A 16,775-nucleotide genomic window follows, 5' to 3' on the forward strand; every position below is an offset into this window, starting at 1 on the left:
CACACAAACAAAACGAATCTTGTTTATAGTGCACCAAAAAATGGCATTGACCTAAGCACGCTGTTGAGTTCTCAAACTTCCGAAGCACACCACCTCCGGCCGGGGCCGTCCGTGGGGCAACTCGACCAACTTTAGTCATTGACCCGGTGGCCGTCAAATCGACCTTCGGTGACTCGTGAGCGCCGGCTGGAAGAGCTGGCGACTCGGTGGAGGAGTGCCTGACAAGGGTAGACGCAATTGGTCGACTGGACCAAATCGGCATCGTTCGACGGTCGGTGGTGGAGTTGTCCGAGGGAGCGATCCTCGAGGCACGCGCCGCGGACGTCAGTGCACAACAACCCTGGAGTGCGTGGACGTGGCTCAGGGTTTCGACGGATGGGCGCACCGCGACGGAACCCGAGACCCGTAGGCGGTGCGGAAGACCTAGGGAGCACATCCAGCCCGACATCCACGCCACTCAGGTTTCGAAGGGCCACCAGAAGGACGAAAGCCCAGACCCGTGCGACGGTGCGGAGGAACCTCGGGAGCACACCCAGCCTAGAGCCCATCCTGGCCACTCGGTTTCTGGGGGCGCGCGCCCGCAACGACAGGCGAGAGCCGTAGGACGCGTTGTGGCCCTCGATGAGGGCGATGGTGACTGGGGTGACTCTCGACGCCTGACCCGCGGGGGAAGCGGCCGACAGCTGGCCCCGGTGGACGAGGCGGAGGCGTGGCCTATAGGCAGCGGAGCGATGGCCTAGGTGAAGGAGCTCCGGGGTGGAACGCCAAGGGCCCACCCGGACATCCGGGTGGGCCCTTGCACGGCTTGCGGGACGGCTTAGCTCTCGTCCTTCGGCGTCTTCACCTTGGTGGTGTCGACAGCAACGCCGGGGCTCATCGTGGAAGCCATCGTGATCTTGCGGATGTAGCGACCCTTGGCGGCCGCCGGCTTGTGCCGGACGACCTCCTCGACCGCGGCGTAGTAGTTCTCCGCCAGCTGCTTCGTGGTGAACGAAGCCTTGCCGACGATGAAGCAGAGGTTCGCGTGCCGGTCGACACGGAACTCGATCTTGCCGCCCTTGATGTCGGTGACAGCCTTCGCGACGTCCATGGTGACGGTGCCGGTCTTCGGGTTCGGCATGAGACCGCGCGGGCCGAGGACGCGCCCGAGGCGTCCGACCTTGCCCATCATGTCCGGCGTGGCGACGACGGCGTCGAAGTCGAGGTAGCCACCGGCGATCTTGTCGACCAGTTCGTCGGCGCCGACCTCGTCGGCACCGGCATCGAGGGCAGCCTGCGCGTTCGGGCCGGTGGCGAAGACGAGGACCCGTGCCGTCTTGCCGGTGCCGTTGGGCAGGTTGACCGTGCCGCGGACCATCTGGTCGGCCTTACGGGGATCGACGCCGAGGCGAATGGCGACCTCGACCGTCTCATCGAACTTGGCGGTGGCGTTCTCCTTGACGAGAGCCAGCGCCTCCTCCGGGCTGTAAACCTGAGCGGCGTCGATGTTCTCCGACGCTGCGCGATATGCCTTGCTGCGCTTCATGACTGGTGTCTTTCTTGTCTTGACCAGGTGCGGTGTGGGCCGCGCAGGCCCTGCCGCAGAAAAGGGATGGCCAGCCCGTGAGCCGACCACCGTGTGGGCGTCAGCCCTCGATGACCACGCCCATCGAACGGGCGGTGCCGGCGACGGTCTTCATGGCCGCGTCGACATCGTTCGCGTTGAGGTCGGGCATCTTGGTCTCGGCGATCTCACGGACCTGAGCTGACGTGAGCTTGCCGACCTTGTCCTTGTTCGGCTTGGCGCTGCCGCTCTTGAGGCCAGCGGCCTGCTTGATGAGCTCCGCAGCCGGCGGCGTCTTCGTGATGAACTGGAACGTCCGGTCTTCGAAGATCGTGATCTCGACCGGGACGACCGTCCCACGCATGGCTTCCGTGCGAGCGTTGTACTGCTTGCAGAACTCCATGATGTTGACGCCGTGCGGACCGAGCGCGGTACCGACCGGCGGCGCAGGCGTAGCCGCGCCCGCCTTGAGGGCGACCTTGACGATCGCCGCCACCTTCTTCTTGGGAGGCATTCTGTTGGGTCCTTGCTTGTTCGATGGCGGAGCCGGGACACCCCGCCTGGGTTAGCGCGCGAACGCGTTCGGTCAGTCCTTCTGGACCTGGGAGAACTCGAGATCCACAGGGGTTTCCCGCCCCAGGATCTCCACCAACGCCTTGAGACGCCGGCTGTTCGCGTTGATCTCGGTGATGGACGCATGCACGCCTGCGAAGGGCCCCTGCACCACCATCACGTTGTCGCCCACCGAGAAGTCGACGACCTCAATCTTCTTCTTGCGCGGGCTCGGGCCGGACGCCGCAGCAGCCGCCTTCGCCAGCAGGGCCGGAGCGAGCATCTTCTCGACCTCGTCCAGCGACAGCGGCACGGGGGCGTTGGCGTGCGCCACGAAGCCCGTCACCGACGGGGTGTGCCGGACGGCTCCCCACGACTCGTCGTTCATCTCCATGCGGACGAGGACGTAGCCCGGTAGAACCGTCCGGGTGACCGTCTTGCGCGCCCCGTTGCGGATCTCGACCACGTCCTCGGTCGGAACGATCGACTCGAAGATGTAGTCCTCCATGCCGAGCGTCTTCACGCGCGAGTCGAGGTTCTGCTTCACGCGATTCTCCATACCCGAGTAGGTGTGGATCACGTACCAGTCCCCCGGCTCGAGGCGCAGCCGCTGACGCAGCTCGTCGATGACGGCCTCGTCCGCGGCGGCAGCGTCGGCGGAAACCTCGGCGTCCTCATCGGGAGTCTCGTCCGCGCCGCCCGTCAGGTTGGCCAGGACGTCGTCATCGGACGCCGCGTCGGCGTCGCCGAAGCCGAGATCGATGTGGATGTCGTCGGCGTCCAGATCATCGGCCACGCCGAGGTCGATCTGAATCGCGTCGTCGTCCGCCCCGTCGAAGGGGGAAGTGTTCTCTTGCGTCACAGCGTCTCCGTACTCGTGTCCGGCTAACCGAGGAACTTCAGCAGCAGGGCGCCGAAGCCCGTGTCCAGGGCGACCACGTAGGCCATGATGAACAAGACGAAGACCAGCACGACGCCGAAGTACTGACGCACCTGCTGCGGCGTCGGCCAGACGACCTTCTTGAGTTCGTCGACCGACTGCCCCACGAACTGCGCCGGCGTGGTCCGCTTCTCTGCCGCGACGGGCTTCGCCCGGTTCCGCGACGGCGTCGCAACACCCTTCTTGGCGGGCGGTTCGGCCAGCTTGCGGGTTGGGCGGTTCTGCTTGACCTGGGCGGCGAGCGAAGCGGGCTCCGAGCTCTCCGCCTCGCGGGCGCCCTCTTCAGCCTCAGCCAGTTGGTCGGGATCGTCAATCTCGACCCCGGCATCGGTGTCCGGAGCGATGTCGGTCAGCTCCTCCGCCTCGGTTTCGTCGTCGGTGATCTCGTAGGTGTCCGGATCGTCCAACTCAGCGCTGGTCAAGAACTCGCCGGGCAGGTCGTCGGGGGTCGACGGATCGCCGGTTCCGCTACCGGTCCTGGGATCCACCACGTCTACGTCCTCACCATTCATCGGGCGCCAGGCGCCCCTTTGTTGCGGAGCCGAGATGACCCGGCCCAGCAGGGCAAGAGGGACTCGAACCCCCAACCTGCGGTTTTGGAGACCGCTGCTCTGCCAGTTGAGCTATTGCCCTAAAGGCTTTCCTTGCTGCGATCGGCCGCCCTATGGGCATGGCTCGACCGTGGAAAGGTCCACCGGAAAGTCGAGTGTAGGGGGTGGGCTACGTCAAAGTCGAACCGACCGGACGCCGCGAGCCGGCCCCTCGCGCGACCGTTCGTGGGACCGTGGGCGAGTCCGGAGCCGGTCCGCTGGCGTCCGAACAGGCGCCCCACTGACTGGATCGGACGGGAATCAGTCACTGCCCCCGTGGGCGTCGGGAGGGCCGAGACGAGGCTGGCTGAGCTGGGCGCAGGCCGCAGCGCACAGGGCTTCGACAAGCTCAGCCACCGGCTACCTCGCTCGACCACGGTGAGATCGCCTTGGAGAACTGTGAGGTCGCCTCGGACAACAAGTGAGGTGCCCTGGACAACAGGCGAGATCGCCCTGCACAAGGTGATCGGCTTGGCCAGTGGGTTTCCCCGGCCGATCAGAGCCGTCTTGCTGCAGGGTCCAACTGCCTTCTCGGCCCGGGCGGGCGTTCAGTCGTCGAGGCTGACGCCGATCAGCACCGGTTCGGGCACGAGCGACACCCCGAACCGTTCCCGGACGCCGGCTCGGATCGTCCTCGCCAAGGCGACGACATCGGACGCCGACGCGCCGCCTCGATTCGTGAGAGCCAGGGTGTGCTTGGTCGACAGGGTCGCCGGCGGCTCCCCGAAGCCCTTGCCGAAACCGGCGTGCTCGATCAGCCAGGCCGCGCTCGACTTGACCCGGCCGTCGGGCTGCTCGAACCGCGGCGCCTCGCCGGGCAGCGAGGCCGCGGTGTCGGCGTCCAGAATCGGATTGGTGAAGAACGAGCCGGCGCTCCAGGTGTCGTGGTCGGCCGCGTCCAGCACCATGCCCTTGCCGCGACGGAGCCGCAGAACGGCGTCCCGGACGGCCCCCAAGGGGGCGCGACCGTCGGCGTCCACACCGAGGGTGCGGGCCAACTCTCCGAACCGGATCGAGGCCGATCGCCTGCCCTGCTCCAACTGGAAGGTGACCTCGAGGACGACGTAGCGTCCGGGCTCGGCCTTGAACCGGCTGTGCCGGTAGCCGAACCCGCAGTCCGCGTTGGCGAACGTCTTCTGCGCTCGCGCGATGCGGTCGTAGGTGCGGACGCTCCAGATCGTCTGCGAGACCTCCTGGCCGTAGGCGCCCACGTTCTGGATCGGGGTCGAGCCGACGAGCCCCGGGATGCCGGACAGCGCCTCGACGCCGACCAACTCGTTCGCGACGGCGTAGGCGACGAAGGAGTCCCAGTCCTCGCCGGCAGCGACGGTCAGGAGGTACCCACCACAGGCCGCCCCCCCACCGGTCGACAGGCCAGACGAGGCGTCCGCGTCGAACTCGCAGAACGAGCCTTCTGACGAGATGCCCTTCGTGTCCACCCGCACGACCGTGCCGGGGAACCCGTCGTCACTGACCAGCAGGTTCGAGCCGCCGGACAGGATCAGAACCGGCTCGCCGGCGTCGTCGGCCGAGCGGACGGCGTCCACCAACTGCGCTTCGGTGGTTGCCTCGATCCAGGTCTTGGCCGGACCCCCGATGCGGAAGGTGGTGTGATCGGCGAGGAGCTCAGGCAAGCGCGACCTCCGCGGTCGCGGCGGCGAGCACCTTCTCCTCGCCGCACAGCGCGTCGATCGTGACGGTCGCGACGGCGTCCGAGACCTTGGTGACGCGTCCGGCGAAGGTGACGGACGCCCCCTCGGCGTCGTCCGGCACGGGCACCGGCTTCGCGAAGCGGACGCCGTAGCTCAGCACCCGGGCCGGATCGCCGCACCAGTCCGTGACGACCCGCAGCGCCGTGCCCATCGTCAGCATGCCGTGCGCGATGCAGGTCTCCAGGCCGAGCGCCCGAGCGAAATGGTCGGAGTAGTGGATCGGGTTGAAGTCCCCGGACGCCCCGGCGTAGCGCACCAGCGATGCGCGCGTGAGGGTGACCGTGATCGGGGGCAGCTCGGTGCCCACCTCGACGCCGGCCAGCTCGCTCATGATTCGTCCTCCCAGGTGTGCAGCAGGGTCGAGGTGGCGGTGCACAGATGCTCGCCGGCGACGGTCGCCAGGGCCACCGACACCGTGATGAACGCCGTGTTGCCCCGGACGCGCACCTTCTCGATCGTGAGGGTCGCCGTGACCACGTCGCCCGCCCGCAGCGGACGCGCGTACGCGAACTTCTGGTCGTAGTGGATCGTCCGCTTCAGCTGCAGATCGAGCTCCGGATCGGTGAAGAGTCCGTCCCACGCGTCCGCGGCCAGGACGGCCGCGAAGGTCGGCGGCGCGACTGCGTCCTCGCCCGCGAAGCGCGGGTTGGCATCGCCCAGGGCGGCCGCGAACTCGCGGATCTTTCCGGCGGTCACGGAATAGGGGGCTGTGGGCGGGAAGCTGAACCCCGTCCGCTCCTCGATGGCACGCATGGCCCCAGGCTAGCGGCCGGCGGGGCCGGCGCTAAGGTGCGTCCGTGGCCCGCCTGAAGCTCCTGTTCGTCTCGATGCACACCTCCCCCGCCGAGGCCCCCGGGGCCGGGGACGCGGGCGGCATGAACGTCGTGGAGTCGGCGCAGGCACGGGCGCTCGCCGATCTCGGCCACACCGTCGAGCTGGTCACCCGGCGCACCTCGCCCGACCAGCTCGACCTCGAGGAACTCGCCGACCGGGTCTGGCTGCGCCATCTCGACGCCGGCCCAGCCCGCCCCCTCGCCAAGAGCGAGATCGACGCCCACATCGACGAGTTCGCTGCGGGGCTGGAGCGGCTGCCGCGCCCGGACCTGGTGCACTCCCACCACTGGATGAGCGGCATGGCCGCCCTGGACGCCGCCGCCGCGTGGGGCGTCCCGCACGTGCAGAGCTACCACTCGGTCGCCGCGCTGCCCGGCTCGCCCCTGTCGGACGGCGAGCCGCCTGAGTCGCCCGGACGCGTCGCGGGCGAGGCCCTGCTGGCGCGTCGTTCGGACGCCATCGTGGCGGTGAGCACGGCCGAGGCGCGCACCGTGGTCGAGCGCTGCGGCGCCGACCCTGCGCGGGTGCTGGTGATTCCGCCGGGCGTCGACCTGGACGAGTTCCGTCCAGCGGCGCCCAGCGAGGAGCGTCCGGCATGCCCGTGGTGCGGCTCGCGAGCCGGCTACGTGCTGATGGCGGCCCGCCTGCAGCCGCTCAAGGGCGCCGACCTGGCGATCCGCGCGCTCGCCCAGGTGCCGGTGGGGATGCGTCCGGACCTGATGATCGCCGGCGACATCTCCGCCGACTTCGCCGACTACCGCACCGAGGTCGAGCGTCTGATCGAGGGGCTGGGCATGCGCGACCACGTGCACTTCGTCGGTGCGCAGTCGCGTCCGGACCTGGCGCGCCTGATGCGTCACAGCCAGGCGCTGCTGGTTCCGTCCCACTCCGAGACGTTCGGTCTCGTCGCCTTGGAAGGCGCGGCGTCCGGGGTGCCGGTGCTTGCGTCCTCGACGGGCGGGCTGCGCGAGGTCGTCGTCCACGAGGAGACCGGCTACCTGATGCACGACCGGGAGCCGTCCAGTTGGGGAACGACGCTGATCCGGCTGCTCGTCGACGAGCCGCTGCGGCAGCGCATGGGCACGATCGCCCGCATCCACGCGCGCCGGTTCGCCTGGCCCGACATCGCCGCGCGGCTCGCGTCCAGCTACGAAGGTCTCATTCGGTCGGACGCCTGAGTGGTTCCGCTGGGACCGGCGGCACGGCGTCCGGTCTGGGCAGTCGACCATGACTCCTTGGGTCGGACGCCGGAGTGGTTCCGCTGGGACCGGCGGCGCGGCGTCCGGTCTGGGCAGTCGCGCCCAGCAACCGGGTGGGCCAGCCGAGTGCGACCCGGCGGCCACGGCGTCCGGCCCCGAAACGCAGAACGGGCCGACCCACCTGGGTCGGCCCGTCCGTGGTGACGTGAGGTCAGCGCGTTTCCTTGTGCGCCGTGTGCGTCTTGCACTTCGGGCAGAACTTCTTCAGCTCCATGCGATCGGGATCGTTGCGCCGGTTCTTCTTGGTGATGTAGTTGCGGTCCTTGCACTCGGTGCAGGCCATGGTGATCTTGGGGCGGATCTCGCCAGCCTTCTTGGCCATCGTCTTCTCTCTTTCAGTGCTGGACTCACTCGGTAGCGGGAACGGGACTTGAACCCGTGACACAGCGATTATGAGCCGCTTGCTCTACCGTCTGAGCTATCCCGCCCTGGCCCGCCAGGACGTCCGGCGGAACCGGACGCCATGGGCGAACACAGAGCCCCCATGCGGAATCGAACCGCAGACCTTCTCCTTACCATGGAGACGCTCTGCCGACTGAGCTATAGGGGCCGGACGTCGGATAAACATACACGCGCCGACAACGGCCCCACAAATCGCCCAGGATCAGAGGTCGATGCAGCCGCCGACGTCGCCGCAACCGCCCACATCACACCCGTCGCCGAGGCCGTCCAGGAAGTCCAGCGAGCCCATGAAGTCGCCCAGTTGGGTGGCCACCTCCCCCAGGCCCTCGACGGCTCCGCCGCCCAGTTCGACCAGGCCGTCCGCGGCGCCGAACAGGTCGAGATCGCCGTCCAGGCTGTCCCAGAAGAGGAGGTCCGAGAAGTCGACACCGGGGCCGTCGAACCACAGCAGGTCGGGTGTGAGGTCGCCCGTCCAGCCGGACGCCTGCGCGTTGCGGGCGACGTCACCGAAGACCTTCGCCCAGTGCTGCGCGACCCCGAAGACCATGGCGTACGGCAGGTAGCGGCTGAACAGGCCGGCCGCCTCCTCGAACTTGAACTGCTCGGCCTCGGCCGTGGCCAGGTACTTCTTGAACCCCAGTGCCTGGATGCGAACGGCAGAGCCCTCGGCCGTGCGAGGCGTCCGGCCGCGCAGGGCGCGGGACAGAACGATGAACGCGCCCACGACGAGCGCCGCCGCGATGAAGACCGGCCAAGTCTGCTTGACGGCGATGAAGAGCCCCGCCAGGACGACCCCGAGGCCGATCAGCAGACATCCCGCACCGCCCTTGGCTTGGGGGTGCTTGCGATACCAGCCATGCTCCACGACCTCGCGGTAGAGGCCGACCTGCGCTTCGCGCAAGGCCTGCAGGGCGGGCTGGTCGAGGTTGCCCATCCGCATGCGATCGTTGCCGTGGAACAGGCCCTTCAACAGGTCGTGCTCAAGGGGACTCAGGTGGTCCGCGGGGGGCTCGTCCGCACGCTTGAGGAGCCAGTCCGTTTTACGTTCCTCGTCCACCGGACGCCTCGCGTAGTCCTTCATCGCCTTGCTGGGCTCCCCGTACCCGGGGACGGCCTCGATGCTCAGATGTCCGCGGCGGGCGAGGTCGATCAGGGTCGCCGTCAGGTCGCGCGAGTCGACCGAACCGTCGACCACCGTGCCAACGAGACCTGGCGTGAGACCGCGAGGAGGTGAGAACGAGACCGGGATCTCCCCGTCGTACTCCTGGCTCACACCCTGGACGCGGTGCCGGGGAGCCGTGGAGGCGTCCCGAGGGATCGTGCCCGGGATGGCGTTGGTGAAGACCTCATCGCGGTGGAACGCCTTGGCCACGACGGCCACCACCCCGACCGCGATCCACGCCAGCACGGCAAGGGTCAGGAGTCCGAGTTCGACGGGTGCCATGGGTCCATTCTGCAGCCCCGCGCCAAGGCCGCGCGGGAGGCGTCCAGGAGGGCTTTGAAGGTGACCCATGGGGCATTAACGGAACAAGCCCGGACGCATCCGGGCTTGTGGTGGCAGGTGTAGGGTTCGAACCTACGTAGGCTTTGCCGACGGTTTTACAGACCGCTCCCTTTGGCCGCTCGGGCAACCTGCCAGTGCTGACTACCGCCAGCGGAGGAATACACTACCAACTCCCAACCCCAGCGCCCAATCGGATGAATCATCCGGCGATACAGGAGTGACATGGCAGGCGACAGCAGCTTCGACGTCGTGAGCAAGGTCGATCAGATGGAGGTCGACAACGCCCTCAATATGGCGGCCAAGGAGGTCGGGCAGCGCTACGACTTCAAGGGCACCGGCGCCTCCATCAAGAAGTCGGGCGAGGCGATCGAGCTGGAGGCGTCCGGCGAGGAGCGGGTCAAAGCCGTCCTCGACGTGTTCCAGACGATGCTGGTCCGCCGCAAGATCGACCTGAAGTCGCTGGACGCCGGCGAGCCCCGGCTCTCGGGCAAGGTGTGGAAGATCACCGCGTCCATGCAGCAGGGCATCTCGCAGGAGAACGCGAAGAAGATTGCCAAGCTGCTGCGCGACGAGGGCCCCAAGGCCGTCAAGACGCAGATTCAGGGCGACGAGCTGCGCGTGTCGTCCAAGTCGCGCGACGACCTGCAAAAGTGCCAGGCGCTGATCAAGGGCGCCGACTACGACTTCGCGGTCCAGTTCACGAACTACCGGTAGCCGCCGGCCGACCGGCGGCGGCCGGCTAGGGTGCTGCGGTGCTGCGCATCGCCACCCACAACGTCAACGGCATCCGGTCTGCCGTCCGGCGCGGGTTCGGCGACTGGCTGGCCGCACGCGACTGCGACGTCGTCGCCCTGCAAGAGGTGCGCTGCCCGGCGGAGTTGATCCCGGCCGAGGCGGTGGCCGGGTACCACCTGAGCTACCACGCTGGCGTGCTGGCGGGCCGCAACGGGGTCGCGTTGTTGACGCGGACGCCGCCGAGCGCCGTCAGGATCGGCTTCGGCCACCGCCCCACCGACGAGCACGGGCGCTACCTCGAGATCGACCTGGACGCCCCGGGTCACGTCCCGCTGACGCTGGGCTCGCTGTACCTGCCCAAGGGCGCCACGCACGACGGCCCGGACGCCGATCCGGCCAAGTACGCCCGGAAGGTCGCCTTCATGAGGTCCTTTCGCGCCTACCTGACGCGGGCCAGGCGTGAGGCCGGACGCCGCGGGCGGGAGTTCGCCGTCATGGGCGATTTCAACATCGCCCACGCCGAACTCGACCTGAAGAACTGGCGGACGTCGAAGCGCATGGAGGGCTTCCTTTCCCACGAGCGCGAGTGGTTCGGCTCGCTGCTCGGGCCGCGGACGCTGATCGATGTGGTGCGGCACGTGGTCCCGGGGGAACAGGGCCCGTACTCGTGGTGGAGCTGGCTCGACGGGCGCTTCGACGCCGACGTCGGCTGGCGCATCGACTACCAGCTCGCGACACCCGGGCTGGCCCGGTCGGCGGTGGCCGCCGGAACCGATCGGGAGTCGCACTCGTCGCTGCGGCTCTCCGATCACGCGCCGGTGGTCGTGGACTACGACTGCTGAGCGTCCGATGTTCCAACTCCCATGCTCGACGCGCGACACGCCTTGCGGGAGGCAGTTGGCAGGCGTCGAGCATGGGATGTCGTCCGCCCCAGGGCGGTCGCGGCGGAGTCCTCGTTGGGACGGCTCAGCCGACGACAGGCGGCTTGGATTAGACCACCGCGCGGGCCGCGCGGCGGCGTCCGAACGCCAGCAGGGCCGCGGCGATGCCGACCGCGACGGCGCCGCCCATCCCGGCCACCCAGAAGCCCTGCTGCCAGCCGCCGTGGTCGATGGCGAAGCCGACGAACGGCGGCGCGACCGCGTTGCCGAGGGTGGAGAACGTGCCCTGCCAGCCCATGGCGTCGCCGCGGCGGGCCTCCGGAACAGCGTGGCTGATGGCCTCGGCCGCGGCCGCGATCGCCGGCGCGCAGCAGAGCCCCATGACCGCCAGCAGCAGCGACAGCACCCAGGGGTCGCAGCGTTCCTGCAGCAACCTGCCCTTCTCGATTGCGGCCGCGGACGCCACCGGGTTGTAGATGCGCTTCTTGTCCGGGTCGGTGTCGAAGATGGCGATGGGTCGCTGCCTGGCCAGGTGCTCGAAGATCGAGCCGGCGTCCAGGCGGGGGGTGCCCCACTCTTCGGTGGCTTTGACACCCCAGGAGCCGTTCTCGACCGCCCGCCCCACGCCAGGAACGTGGTCGACGCGAACGCGCGGCAGATCGAGCGTGTCTCGCAGGAACTGTTGGTGATCTTCTGCCGAGATCCACACCGCGCCGATCCGTGGACTCAGGTCCCCGGCCTGCAGGTCGGCGGGCATCACCGTTTGCAGGGCGTCGATGTTGCGTTGCCAGTGTCCGGGTGTCTCCAGATCGGCGACGCGCGCTTGGTGCAGCTTCTTGCGGACGTTGCCCGACAGGTACTCGCGGGTCTGCCAGGAGTCTGTACCTGGCAGCTGGTAGATCGCATCGCCGAGCTCGGCGACGACCGTGTCGACGTCGGTGCCGGTCAGGTGACTGATGGCGTCCAGGTCGACGGCGCCCATGGTGTCGAGGACGACGGACAGCCCATCAAAAGCGTTGTCGACGCCACGGACGGGCTGGCGAGTGACGACGACCCGCTGTCGCAGCAAGGCGGCGGGCTCAGCAGTGCCTGCGGCCTCGTCGAAGACCTCCAGGCCCCACAGCAGGGCCGCTGATGGGTCGGATCGCAGAGCACGAACGGCTGCGGGGGTGATCCGGGCTTGGATCGTCTCGCCGGTGTCGGGGTCGGTGCGTCCGGTCGGGCGCAGCGTGACGCGGTTGATGGGCCCGTACTTGCCGACGTAGTCGCGCCAGCGATCCGCGAGCTGGCTTCGCATCTGGTCTAGTGCGGCGTTTCTGAGGTTGTTGAGCGTTTGGCTTTCTTGAGGATTTGGTCGGCGGTCTTGGTCCAGACGAAGGGGTGGCAGCGGTCGTTCCAGCCGGTGATGAAGGCGCGGATCTTGGCGTTGAGGTCCTTGACCGAGCCGAAGGTGCCGCGGTGGATGGCCTGACGTTCGATGATGCCGAACCAGACCTCGACCAGGTTCATCCAGGAAGCGTGTGTCGGGGTGAAGTGACACTTCACGCGCGGGTGCGCCTCCAGCCAGGCCTTCACGTTCGGGTGCTTGTGGGCGGCGTAGTTGTCCATCACCAGGTGTAGGTCCTGGTCGGGGTAGGCGCGGGCCACTTGTTTGAGGAACGCCAGGAACTCGGTGTTGCGGTGCCGCGGCTTACAGGCGCCGGTCACCCTGCCGGTGGCGATCTCCAAGGCGGCGAACAACGTTGAGGTGCCGTGCCGGACGTAGTCGTGGGTCCGCTTCTCGCACGAGCCCTCCCGTATCGGCAACAACGGCGCTGTCCGGTCCAGGGCCTGGATCTGGGACTTCTCGTCCACGCACAGCACGATGGCGTTCTCCGGCGGGTTCAAGTACAACCCGACAACGTCGTTCACCTTGCCGACCAGCTCGGGGTCGGTCGAGAACCGGAACGTCTCGGCCCGCCATGGCTGTACCCCGTACTCCCGCCATGCCACCGCGACCGTCTTGTTCCCGATCCCCAGATGCTTGCCCAGCAGCCGGCTCGACCAGTGCGTCACCCCATACTTCTTCGGCGGCGGCTTCAACGTGGTCGACACGATCTTGCGGTGATCGATCCTGCGCGGCCGACCCGAACGGGCCTGATCCTCCAAGCCCCTCAGCCCGGACTGCGCATAGCGACGGCGCCACGCCAGCACCGTGTTCCGGGCCACCCCGACCCGTTCCGCGATCGATTCGTTTGCCAGCCCCTCGGCAGCCAGAAGCACGATCCGCGACCGCAGCACCAACCCGGCCCGCTCCGCCGTCGACCGAACGATCCGGGACAACCGCTCCAGATCACCCTCACGCAGCACCAGGGCAGGGGCAGGACGATTCGCCATGCCCCATCATCCCAACCACCAAACCATCAAACACTAACGACACGCCGCACTAGCTGGGGCGAGTCGTCAAGGTCCGCCGCCTCGGCAGCGATGAGCGCTCGGGCCTCGTCACGCATCGTGATGAGTGCCGCCACCTCAGCTGCTTGGGTCTTCGGGATGGCCAACGGCGCAACCGCACCCTCAGTGACCACCGTGAAGGTGCCGTCAGCAGCGCGGTCGACCTGGCCCTCGATCGCGTGCGGGGACGCCGCCACCCAGCCTGCGGCTTGCTTGACTTGCTCGGCGGTGCGTTCGGTCATCACCAAGCCGCGTTCCCGCGCCGCAGCGATGGCACCTGTCAGGGCCTGTGCCGCATCCTGTGCGGCCAATCCTGGGTTGCCGTCCACCACGGCCGTGGAGGCCCACAGCGAGCTTCTGCGTGCCCAGCACGCGGTCAGGATGATCGAGCCAGTAGGAGTTGATCCGGGTGCTTTCCAGCCCGTTGGGGCCCTCCAGGTCGACCATGGTCGTGTTCTCCCATGACGTCGACAGCGGCGTCGCCCCAGGTTCACGCCGGCGAAAAATCAGCAGATCGGTCACCGCCTCGGTGCCAGCGGCCCGCTTGTGTGCCCCGGACGGCAACCGGATGGCGGCCACCAGGTCCGCGCGAGCGTTGAACTCGCGTCGCGCCGTAGGGTTGCCGGCGTCCATGGTGTGCCGCGACGTCAGCACCGCCACCAGGCCGCCCGAGCGGGTCAGTTCCAGCGACTTGACGATGAAGTGGTTGTGGAGCGCGAGACGCTGCGCGTTGTAGCGGGGTCGTGCAACACGATGTCGCCGAACGGCACGTTGCCGATCGCCAAATCGAAGTGGCCTGCGGGGTAGCGGGTGTCCGCGAACGACTCAGGTCGCACCGTTGCAGTCGGGTAGAGGGCCTGCGCGATCGCCGCCGTGGTGGGATCCAGTTCGACGCCGGTCATCTGGGCCGACGGGGGAGCGGCACCAATGAACGTCCCAGAGCCGCACCCTGGCTCGAGGACGGTCCCGCCCGTGAATCCGAGATCCTGCACCGCCTGCCACATCGCCTGAACGATCGAGTTGTCCGTGTAGTGGGCGTTCAGCATGGTGCGCCGCGCCGCGTCGTACTCGGCCTCCGGCAGCAGCTCGCGCAACTCGGCCCGGATCGCCTCATACTGTGGCCGGTCTTCGTCAAACACCTGGGCGACGCCGGTGGCCCCCCAGCTGCTCCACCGCGCCAACACCGCCTGCTCCGCAGGGGTAGCTGCCCGCTGCTCGGCCTGGATGCTGCGCAAGGTCCGCAGCGCCGCCAGGTTCGCGTCGATGCGCGCCTTCGGTGTCGCCGGCGCCAAATCGTCCTGGGACGAGAACGAGAACACGTCCGGCTCGGGAGTCGTGATTCCAGCGGAATCAGCCACCGTCGCCGCTGGCTTCGCGCCGCGCCGCGTCCGCTGCTGCTGCTCGTCCTCGCGCTCATGCTGAGCGCGTTGCTTCACCAGCGCGGGATCGCGGTAGGCCAAAGCATCCTGCAGCTCGCGCGACAGCGGGGGAGGCGTGTCGTCAGCCTCGATGTCGAACAGCGTCGCCGGCTGAGCCGTCCGCTGCGGACGCGCCTGCGGCGGGGCGGTCTCGGGGACGTCCAGGATGGGGGAGGAGGGTGACGGTACGGGTTCCAGTGGCAAGGGGTCAGGATCCACCCAGAACGCCTCGAGCGTGGGTTGTTCGTCGTAGCGTGCGCGGCGAGCCACCACGTCCTTCCTTCATTGGAGTCATGTCTCCATGTCTGAGCGTAAACCATGGAGCAACTTTTATGAGGGCTGATAATGTTGCGCCATGCAGGCGAGCGAAGTTCTGGACCTCATGGGGGAGGTTGCAGTCTCACAGTGGGGTTTGGTCACCACCGCTCAGGCTGTCGCGCGTGGCGTGTCAGCCGTCGACGTTGCCCGCTTGGCCGACCGCGGGCTGATCAGAAGGGTCCGTTACGGCGTGTACGCCATGTACGGCGGGGCGTCCGGGAATCATCTGGAGGACATCCAGGCGCAGTGGCTCGCCACGGCACCTGCCCGAACCGCGTTCCAGCGCCGCGAGGACCCGGACCCCGTCGTGGTGTCTGACGAGAGCGCCGCACTGGTCTACGGCATCGGAGACTTCACCACGACCGGCGTGCATCTCACGGCGTCACGTCGCCTTCGCCCCTCCGCCGCATCCTCAGTGCTGACCCACCAGCGCAAACTGCATCCCAAGGAGATCAACGACGTGGACGGGCTGCCGGTCACCAGCGTTCGTCGCACCCTTGAGGACCTGGTTGAACGATGGGAGCCTCAGCACATTCGCGACGCGGTGTCAGATGCCATCAGCCACGGCCTCATGCAGGCCTCCGAGATCGCACGCTCCAAAACGCTGCTGAGCGTGGTGCCGGAAATGGCCCCACCCGTGACCCACATCGGGCTCAAAGACAGGCTGAAGCACGCAGGGCAGGACCCAACCCAAGCGTTGAGCGAGTTCTTCCGCCTCCAGTTCCTCGGGCTCCTCGGCGAGCGACACGACTGGGTCTTGAAGGGCGGCACGAATCTGCTCTGCCGACTCAACAACGCGCGAGGAACCCGAGACCTCGACGTCTTCCTCGATGGCCCGGACACCGCTGACGAATCCGCCAGAACACTCATTGCCCAGACCAACGGGGCCACCATCGGCCGCTACCGATTCGACGTCGGGGACCCGGAATCGAGCGATCTGGGACACGTCGACATCGCGCGACTCACCGTCCAGGTCCGGGTTTCCGACACCGACGTCGCAGTTTGCGCCTTCACTGTCGATGTTGCCGGTGCGGTCACCCTCAACGACCAGCCGCAGCGACACCAGGTGCAATTGCCCGTCCCCATTCCCGGCTACCACGGCTCGGTCGGCATCACGCTCTACCCGATCGAGAACCAGCTCGCCGACAAGCTATGCGCTATGTACCAGGACTACGGCCAGGGAAGCCGATCCACCCGCTACCACGACCTATACGACGCCGCCCTCATCGTTGACCAACTGCCCTTCAACCCCGCCACCCTTCAAGCAGCCCTCACCACTCAGTACCAGCTCCGCAAGATGCGCCCCATCCCGACCGAGATGCCCGAGCCTGCGCCGGGATGGGCTGAAACCTATAACCGCACCGTGCCCACCCTCGCTGGCACCAAGCCGCCTTTCACTGACTACTCAGTCGCACTCGCCGCCGTCCAAGCCGCCGTCGCCCCGACCCTGACAAAGGCGGTAGGCGACGACGCCCGCCGCAAACTACGGACGCTCGCCGACCGGCAGGACGAAGCCCCGCAACGGGAAGAGCCCCAACGCGGCATCACCCGCAACATCGAGCGATAGCGCCCCATAGTTGAGTCCAGCAGAGTGGTGTACGAGCCGGTGATCGTGACCTTGTCGCTCCGGACGTAGGGGCGGTCACCGGGTGAT

The 16,775-nt window shown here is 67.9% G+C and carries 17 protein-coding genes and 4 tRNA genes; 4 read left to right on the top strand and 17 right to left on the bottom strand.

What is annotated here, in order from left to right; genetic code table 11:
• Window positions 1–817: 817 nt before the first annotated feature.
• From rplA to FN821_RS10585, 8 genes are all read right to left on the bottom strand, one after another.
• Window positions 818–1,525, bottom strand: coding sequence for a 50S ribosomal protein L1 (rplA, locus tag FN821_RS10550; protein ID WP_131172575.1), 708 nt, complete (start codon window positions 1,523–1,525; stop codon window positions 818–820).
• A gap of 100 nt (window positions 1,526–1,625) precedes the next feature.
• The gene (gene rplK / locus FN821_RS10555) at window positions 1,626–2,057 is read right to left on the bottom strand and encodes a 50S ribosomal protein L11 (protein WP_131172576.1); all 432 of its coding nucleotides are present in this window, start codon (window positions 2,055–2,057) and stop codon (window positions 1,626–1,628) included.
• A 72-nt stretch (window positions 2,058–2,129) separates the two neighbouring features.
• Window positions 2,130–2,957 carry a transcription termination/antitermination protein NusG gene (gene nusG, locus FN821_RS10560; RefSeq protein WP_131172577.1) on the bottom strand — a complete coding sequence of 276 codons (828 nt, stop codon included), beginning with the start codon at window positions 2,955–2,957 and terminating at the stop codon, window positions 2,130–2,132.
• A gap of 23 nt (window positions 2,958–2,980) precedes the next feature.
• Window positions 2,981–3,526, bottom strand: a complete 546-nt coding sequence (gene secE / locus FN821_RS10565; protein WP_241660217.1) for a preprotein translocase subunit SecE — start codon at window positions 3,524–3,526, stop codon at window positions 2,981–2,983.
• 69 nt (window positions 3,527–3,595) lie between these two features.
• A tRNA-Trp gene (locus FN821_RS10570) sits at window positions 3,596–3,668 on the bottom strand.
• Window positions 3,669–4,173: 505 nt separating this feature from the next.
• Window positions 4,174–5,259: a UDP-N-acetylmuramate dehydrogenase gene (locus FN821_RS10575; RefSeq protein ID WP_131172579.1), complete on the bottom strand. Its 1,086-nt coding sequence runs from the start codon at window positions 5,257–5,259 to the stop codon at window positions 4,174–4,176.
• Window positions 5,252–5,668, bottom strand: a complete 417-nt coding sequence (locus FN821_RS10580) for a MaoC/PaaZ C-terminal domain-containing protein (RefSeq protein WP_131172580.1) — start codon at window positions 5,666–5,668, stop codon at window positions 5,252–5,254. Before FN821_RS10580 ends, FN821_RS10575 begins: the two co-directional genes overlap by 8 nt.
• A complete protein-coding gene (locus tag FN821_RS10585) occupies window positions 5,665–6,090 on the bottom strand; it encodes an FAS1-like dehydratase domain-containing protein (RefSeq protein WP_131172581.1) in 426 nt (141 codons plus the stop codon). The genes FN821_RS10580 and FN821_RS10585 overlap by 4 nt, the downstream gene beginning before the upstream one ends.
• A 44-nt stretch (window positions 6,091–6,134) precedes the next feature.
• Here FN821_RS10585 and FN821_RS10590 point away from each other — a divergent pair, with 44 nt between their 5' ends.
• On the top strand, window positions 6,135–7,349 hold the full coding sequence (locus FN821_RS10590) for a glycosyltransferase (protein ID WP_206662091.1): 1,215 nt from the start codon (window positions 6,135–6,137) through the stop codon (window positions 7,347–7,349).
• Window positions 7,350–7,581: 232 nt separating this feature from the next.
• On the opposite strand, the gene rpmG is transcribed toward FN821_RS10590, so the two are convergent.
• From rpmG to FN821_RS10615, 5 genes are all read right to left on the bottom strand, one after another.
• The gene (rpmG, locus tag FN821_RS10595) at window positions 7,582–7,752 is read right to left on the bottom strand and encodes a 50S ribosomal protein L33 (RefSeq protein WP_131172582.1); all 171 of its coding nucleotides are present in this window, start codon (window positions 7,750–7,752) and stop codon (window positions 7,582–7,584) included.
• A 33-nt stretch (window positions 7,753–7,785) separates the two neighbouring features.
• Window positions 7,786–7,858: transfer RNA gene (locus tag FN821_RS10600), tRNA-Met, on the bottom strand.
• Window positions 7,859–7,907: 49 nt separating this feature from the next.
• A tRNA-Thr gene (locus FN821_RS10605) sits at window positions 7,908–7,980 on the bottom strand.
• 54 nt (window positions 7,981–8,034) lie between these two features.
• Window positions 8,035–9,276 (bottom strand): DUF2207 domain-containing protein, encoded by a 1,242-nt coding sequence (locus tag FN821_RS10610; protein WP_165489337.1) that lies wholly within the window; start codon window positions 9,274–9,276, stop codon window positions 8,035–8,037.
• Window positions 9,277–9,384: 108 nt separating this feature from the next.
• Window positions 9,385–9,469, bottom strand: a tRNA-Tyr gene (locus FN821_RS10615).
• An 89-nt stretch (window positions 9,470–9,558) separates the two neighbouring features.
• Between FN821_RS10615 and FN821_RS10620 the strand changes: the two genes are divergently transcribed.
• Entirely contained in the window at window positions 9,559–10,050 is a 492-nt protein-coding gene (locus tag FN821_RS10620; RefSeq protein ID WP_131172584.1) for a YajQ family cyclic di-GMP-binding protein, read from the top strand.
• A 41-nt stretch (window positions 10,051–10,091) separates the two neighbouring features.
• Window positions 10,092–10,913, top strand: a complete 822-nt coding sequence (locus tag FN821_RS10625) for an exodeoxyribonuclease III (protein ID WP_165489341.1) — start codon at window positions 10,092–10,094, stop codon at window positions 10,911–10,913.
• A 148-nt stretch (window positions 10,914–11,061) separates the two neighbouring features.
• Here FN821_RS10625 and FN821_RS10630 read toward each other — a convergent pair whose 3' ends face one another.
• From FN821_RS10630 to FN821_RS10645, 4 genes are all read right to left on the bottom strand, one after another.
• Window positions 11,062–12,249, bottom strand: a complete 1,188-nt coding sequence (locus FN821_RS10630) for an MFS transporter (RefSeq protein WP_131172586.1) — start codon at window positions 12,247–12,249, stop codon at window positions 11,062–11,064.
• 5 nt (window positions 12,250–12,254) lie between these two features.
• On the bottom strand, window positions 12,255–13,328 hold the full coding sequence (locus FN821_RS10635; RefSeq protein WP_131172587.1) for an IS630 family transposase: 1,074 nt from the start codon (window positions 13,326–13,328) through the stop codon (window positions 12,255–12,257).
• Between the two features lie 26 nt (window positions 13,329–13,354).
• On the bottom strand, window positions 13,355–13,627 hold the full coding sequence (locus FN821_RS10640) for a hypothetical protein (RefSeq protein WP_131172588.1): 273 nt from the start codon (window positions 13,625–13,627) through the stop codon (window positions 13,355–13,357).
• Window positions 13,628–14,062: 435 nt separating this feature from the next.
• Window positions 14,063–15,073: a class I SAM-dependent methyltransferase gene (locus FN821_RS10645; RefSeq protein WP_131172589.1), complete on the bottom strand. Its 1,011-nt coding sequence runs from the start codon at window positions 15,071–15,073 to the stop codon at window positions 14,063–14,065.
• 85 nt (window positions 15,074–15,158) lie between these two features.
• On the opposite strand from FN821_RS10645, the gene FN821_RS10650 reads away from it, so the two are divergent.
• On the top strand, window positions 15,159–16,688 hold the full coding sequence (locus FN821_RS10650) for a nucleotidyl transferase AbiEii/AbiGii toxin family protein (RefSeq protein ID WP_131172590.1): 1,530 nt from the start codon (window positions 15,159–15,161) through the stop codon (window positions 16,686–16,688).
• The last annotated feature ends 87 nt before the right edge of the window (window positions 16,689–16,775 follow it).

This window comes from Propioniciclava tarda, from assembly GCF_900182665.1.
Classification (GTDB): domain Bacteria; phylum Actinomycetota; class Actinomycetes; order Propionibacteriales; family Propionibacteriaceae; genus Propioniciclava; species Propioniciclava tarda.

What these genes read in the sequence shown, in the direction of transcription:
- FN821_RS10640 (WP_131172588.1), bottom strand. Translation starts at nt 13,627, where the DNA reads ATGACCGAACGCACCGCCGAGCAAGTCAAGCAAGCCGCAGGCTGGGTG.
- FN821_RS10620 (WP_131172584.1), top strand. Translation starts at nt 9,559, where the DNA reads ATGGCAGGCGACAGCAGCTTCGACGTCGTGAGCAAGGTCGATCAGATG.
- FN821_RS10650 (WP_131172590.1), top strand. Translation starts at nt 15,159, where the DNA reads ATGCAGGCGAGCGAAGTTCTGGACCTCATGGGGGAGGTTGCAGTCTCA.
- rplK (WP_131172576.1), bottom strand. Translation starts at nt 2,057, where the DNA reads ATGCCTCCCAAGAAGAAGGTGGCGGCGATCGTCAAGGTCGCCCTCAAG.
- rpmG (WP_131172582.1), bottom strand. Translation starts at nt 7,752, where the DNA reads ATGGCCAAGAAGGCTGGCGAGATCCGCCCCAAGATCACCATGGCCTGC.
- FN821_RS10630 (WP_131172586.1), bottom strand. Translation starts at nt 12,249, where the DNA reads ATGCGAAGCCAGCTCGCGGATCGCTGGCGCGACTACGTCGGCAAGTAC.
- FN821_RS10585 (WP_131172581.1), bottom strand. Translation starts at nt 6,090, where the DNA reads ATGCGTGCCATCGAGGAGCGGACGGGGTTCAGCTTCCCGCCCACAGCC.
- rplA (WP_131172575.1), bottom strand. Translation starts at nt 1,525, where the DNA reads ATGAAGCGCAGCAAGGCATATCGCGCAGCGTCGGAGAACATCGACGCC.
- FN821_RS10635 (WP_131172587.1), bottom strand. Translation starts at nt 13,328, where the DNA reads ATGGCGAATCGTCCTGCCCCTGCCCTGGTGCTGCGTGAGGGTGATCTG.
- FN821_RS10580 (WP_131172580.1), bottom strand. Translation starts at nt 5,668, where the DNA reads ATGAGCGAGCTGGCCGGCGTCGAGGTGGGCACCGAGCTGCCCCCGATC.
- FN821_RS10610 (WP_165489337.1), bottom strand. Translation starts at nt 9,276, where the DNA reads ATGGCACCCGTCGAACTCGGACTCCTGACCCTTGCCGTGCTGGCGTGG.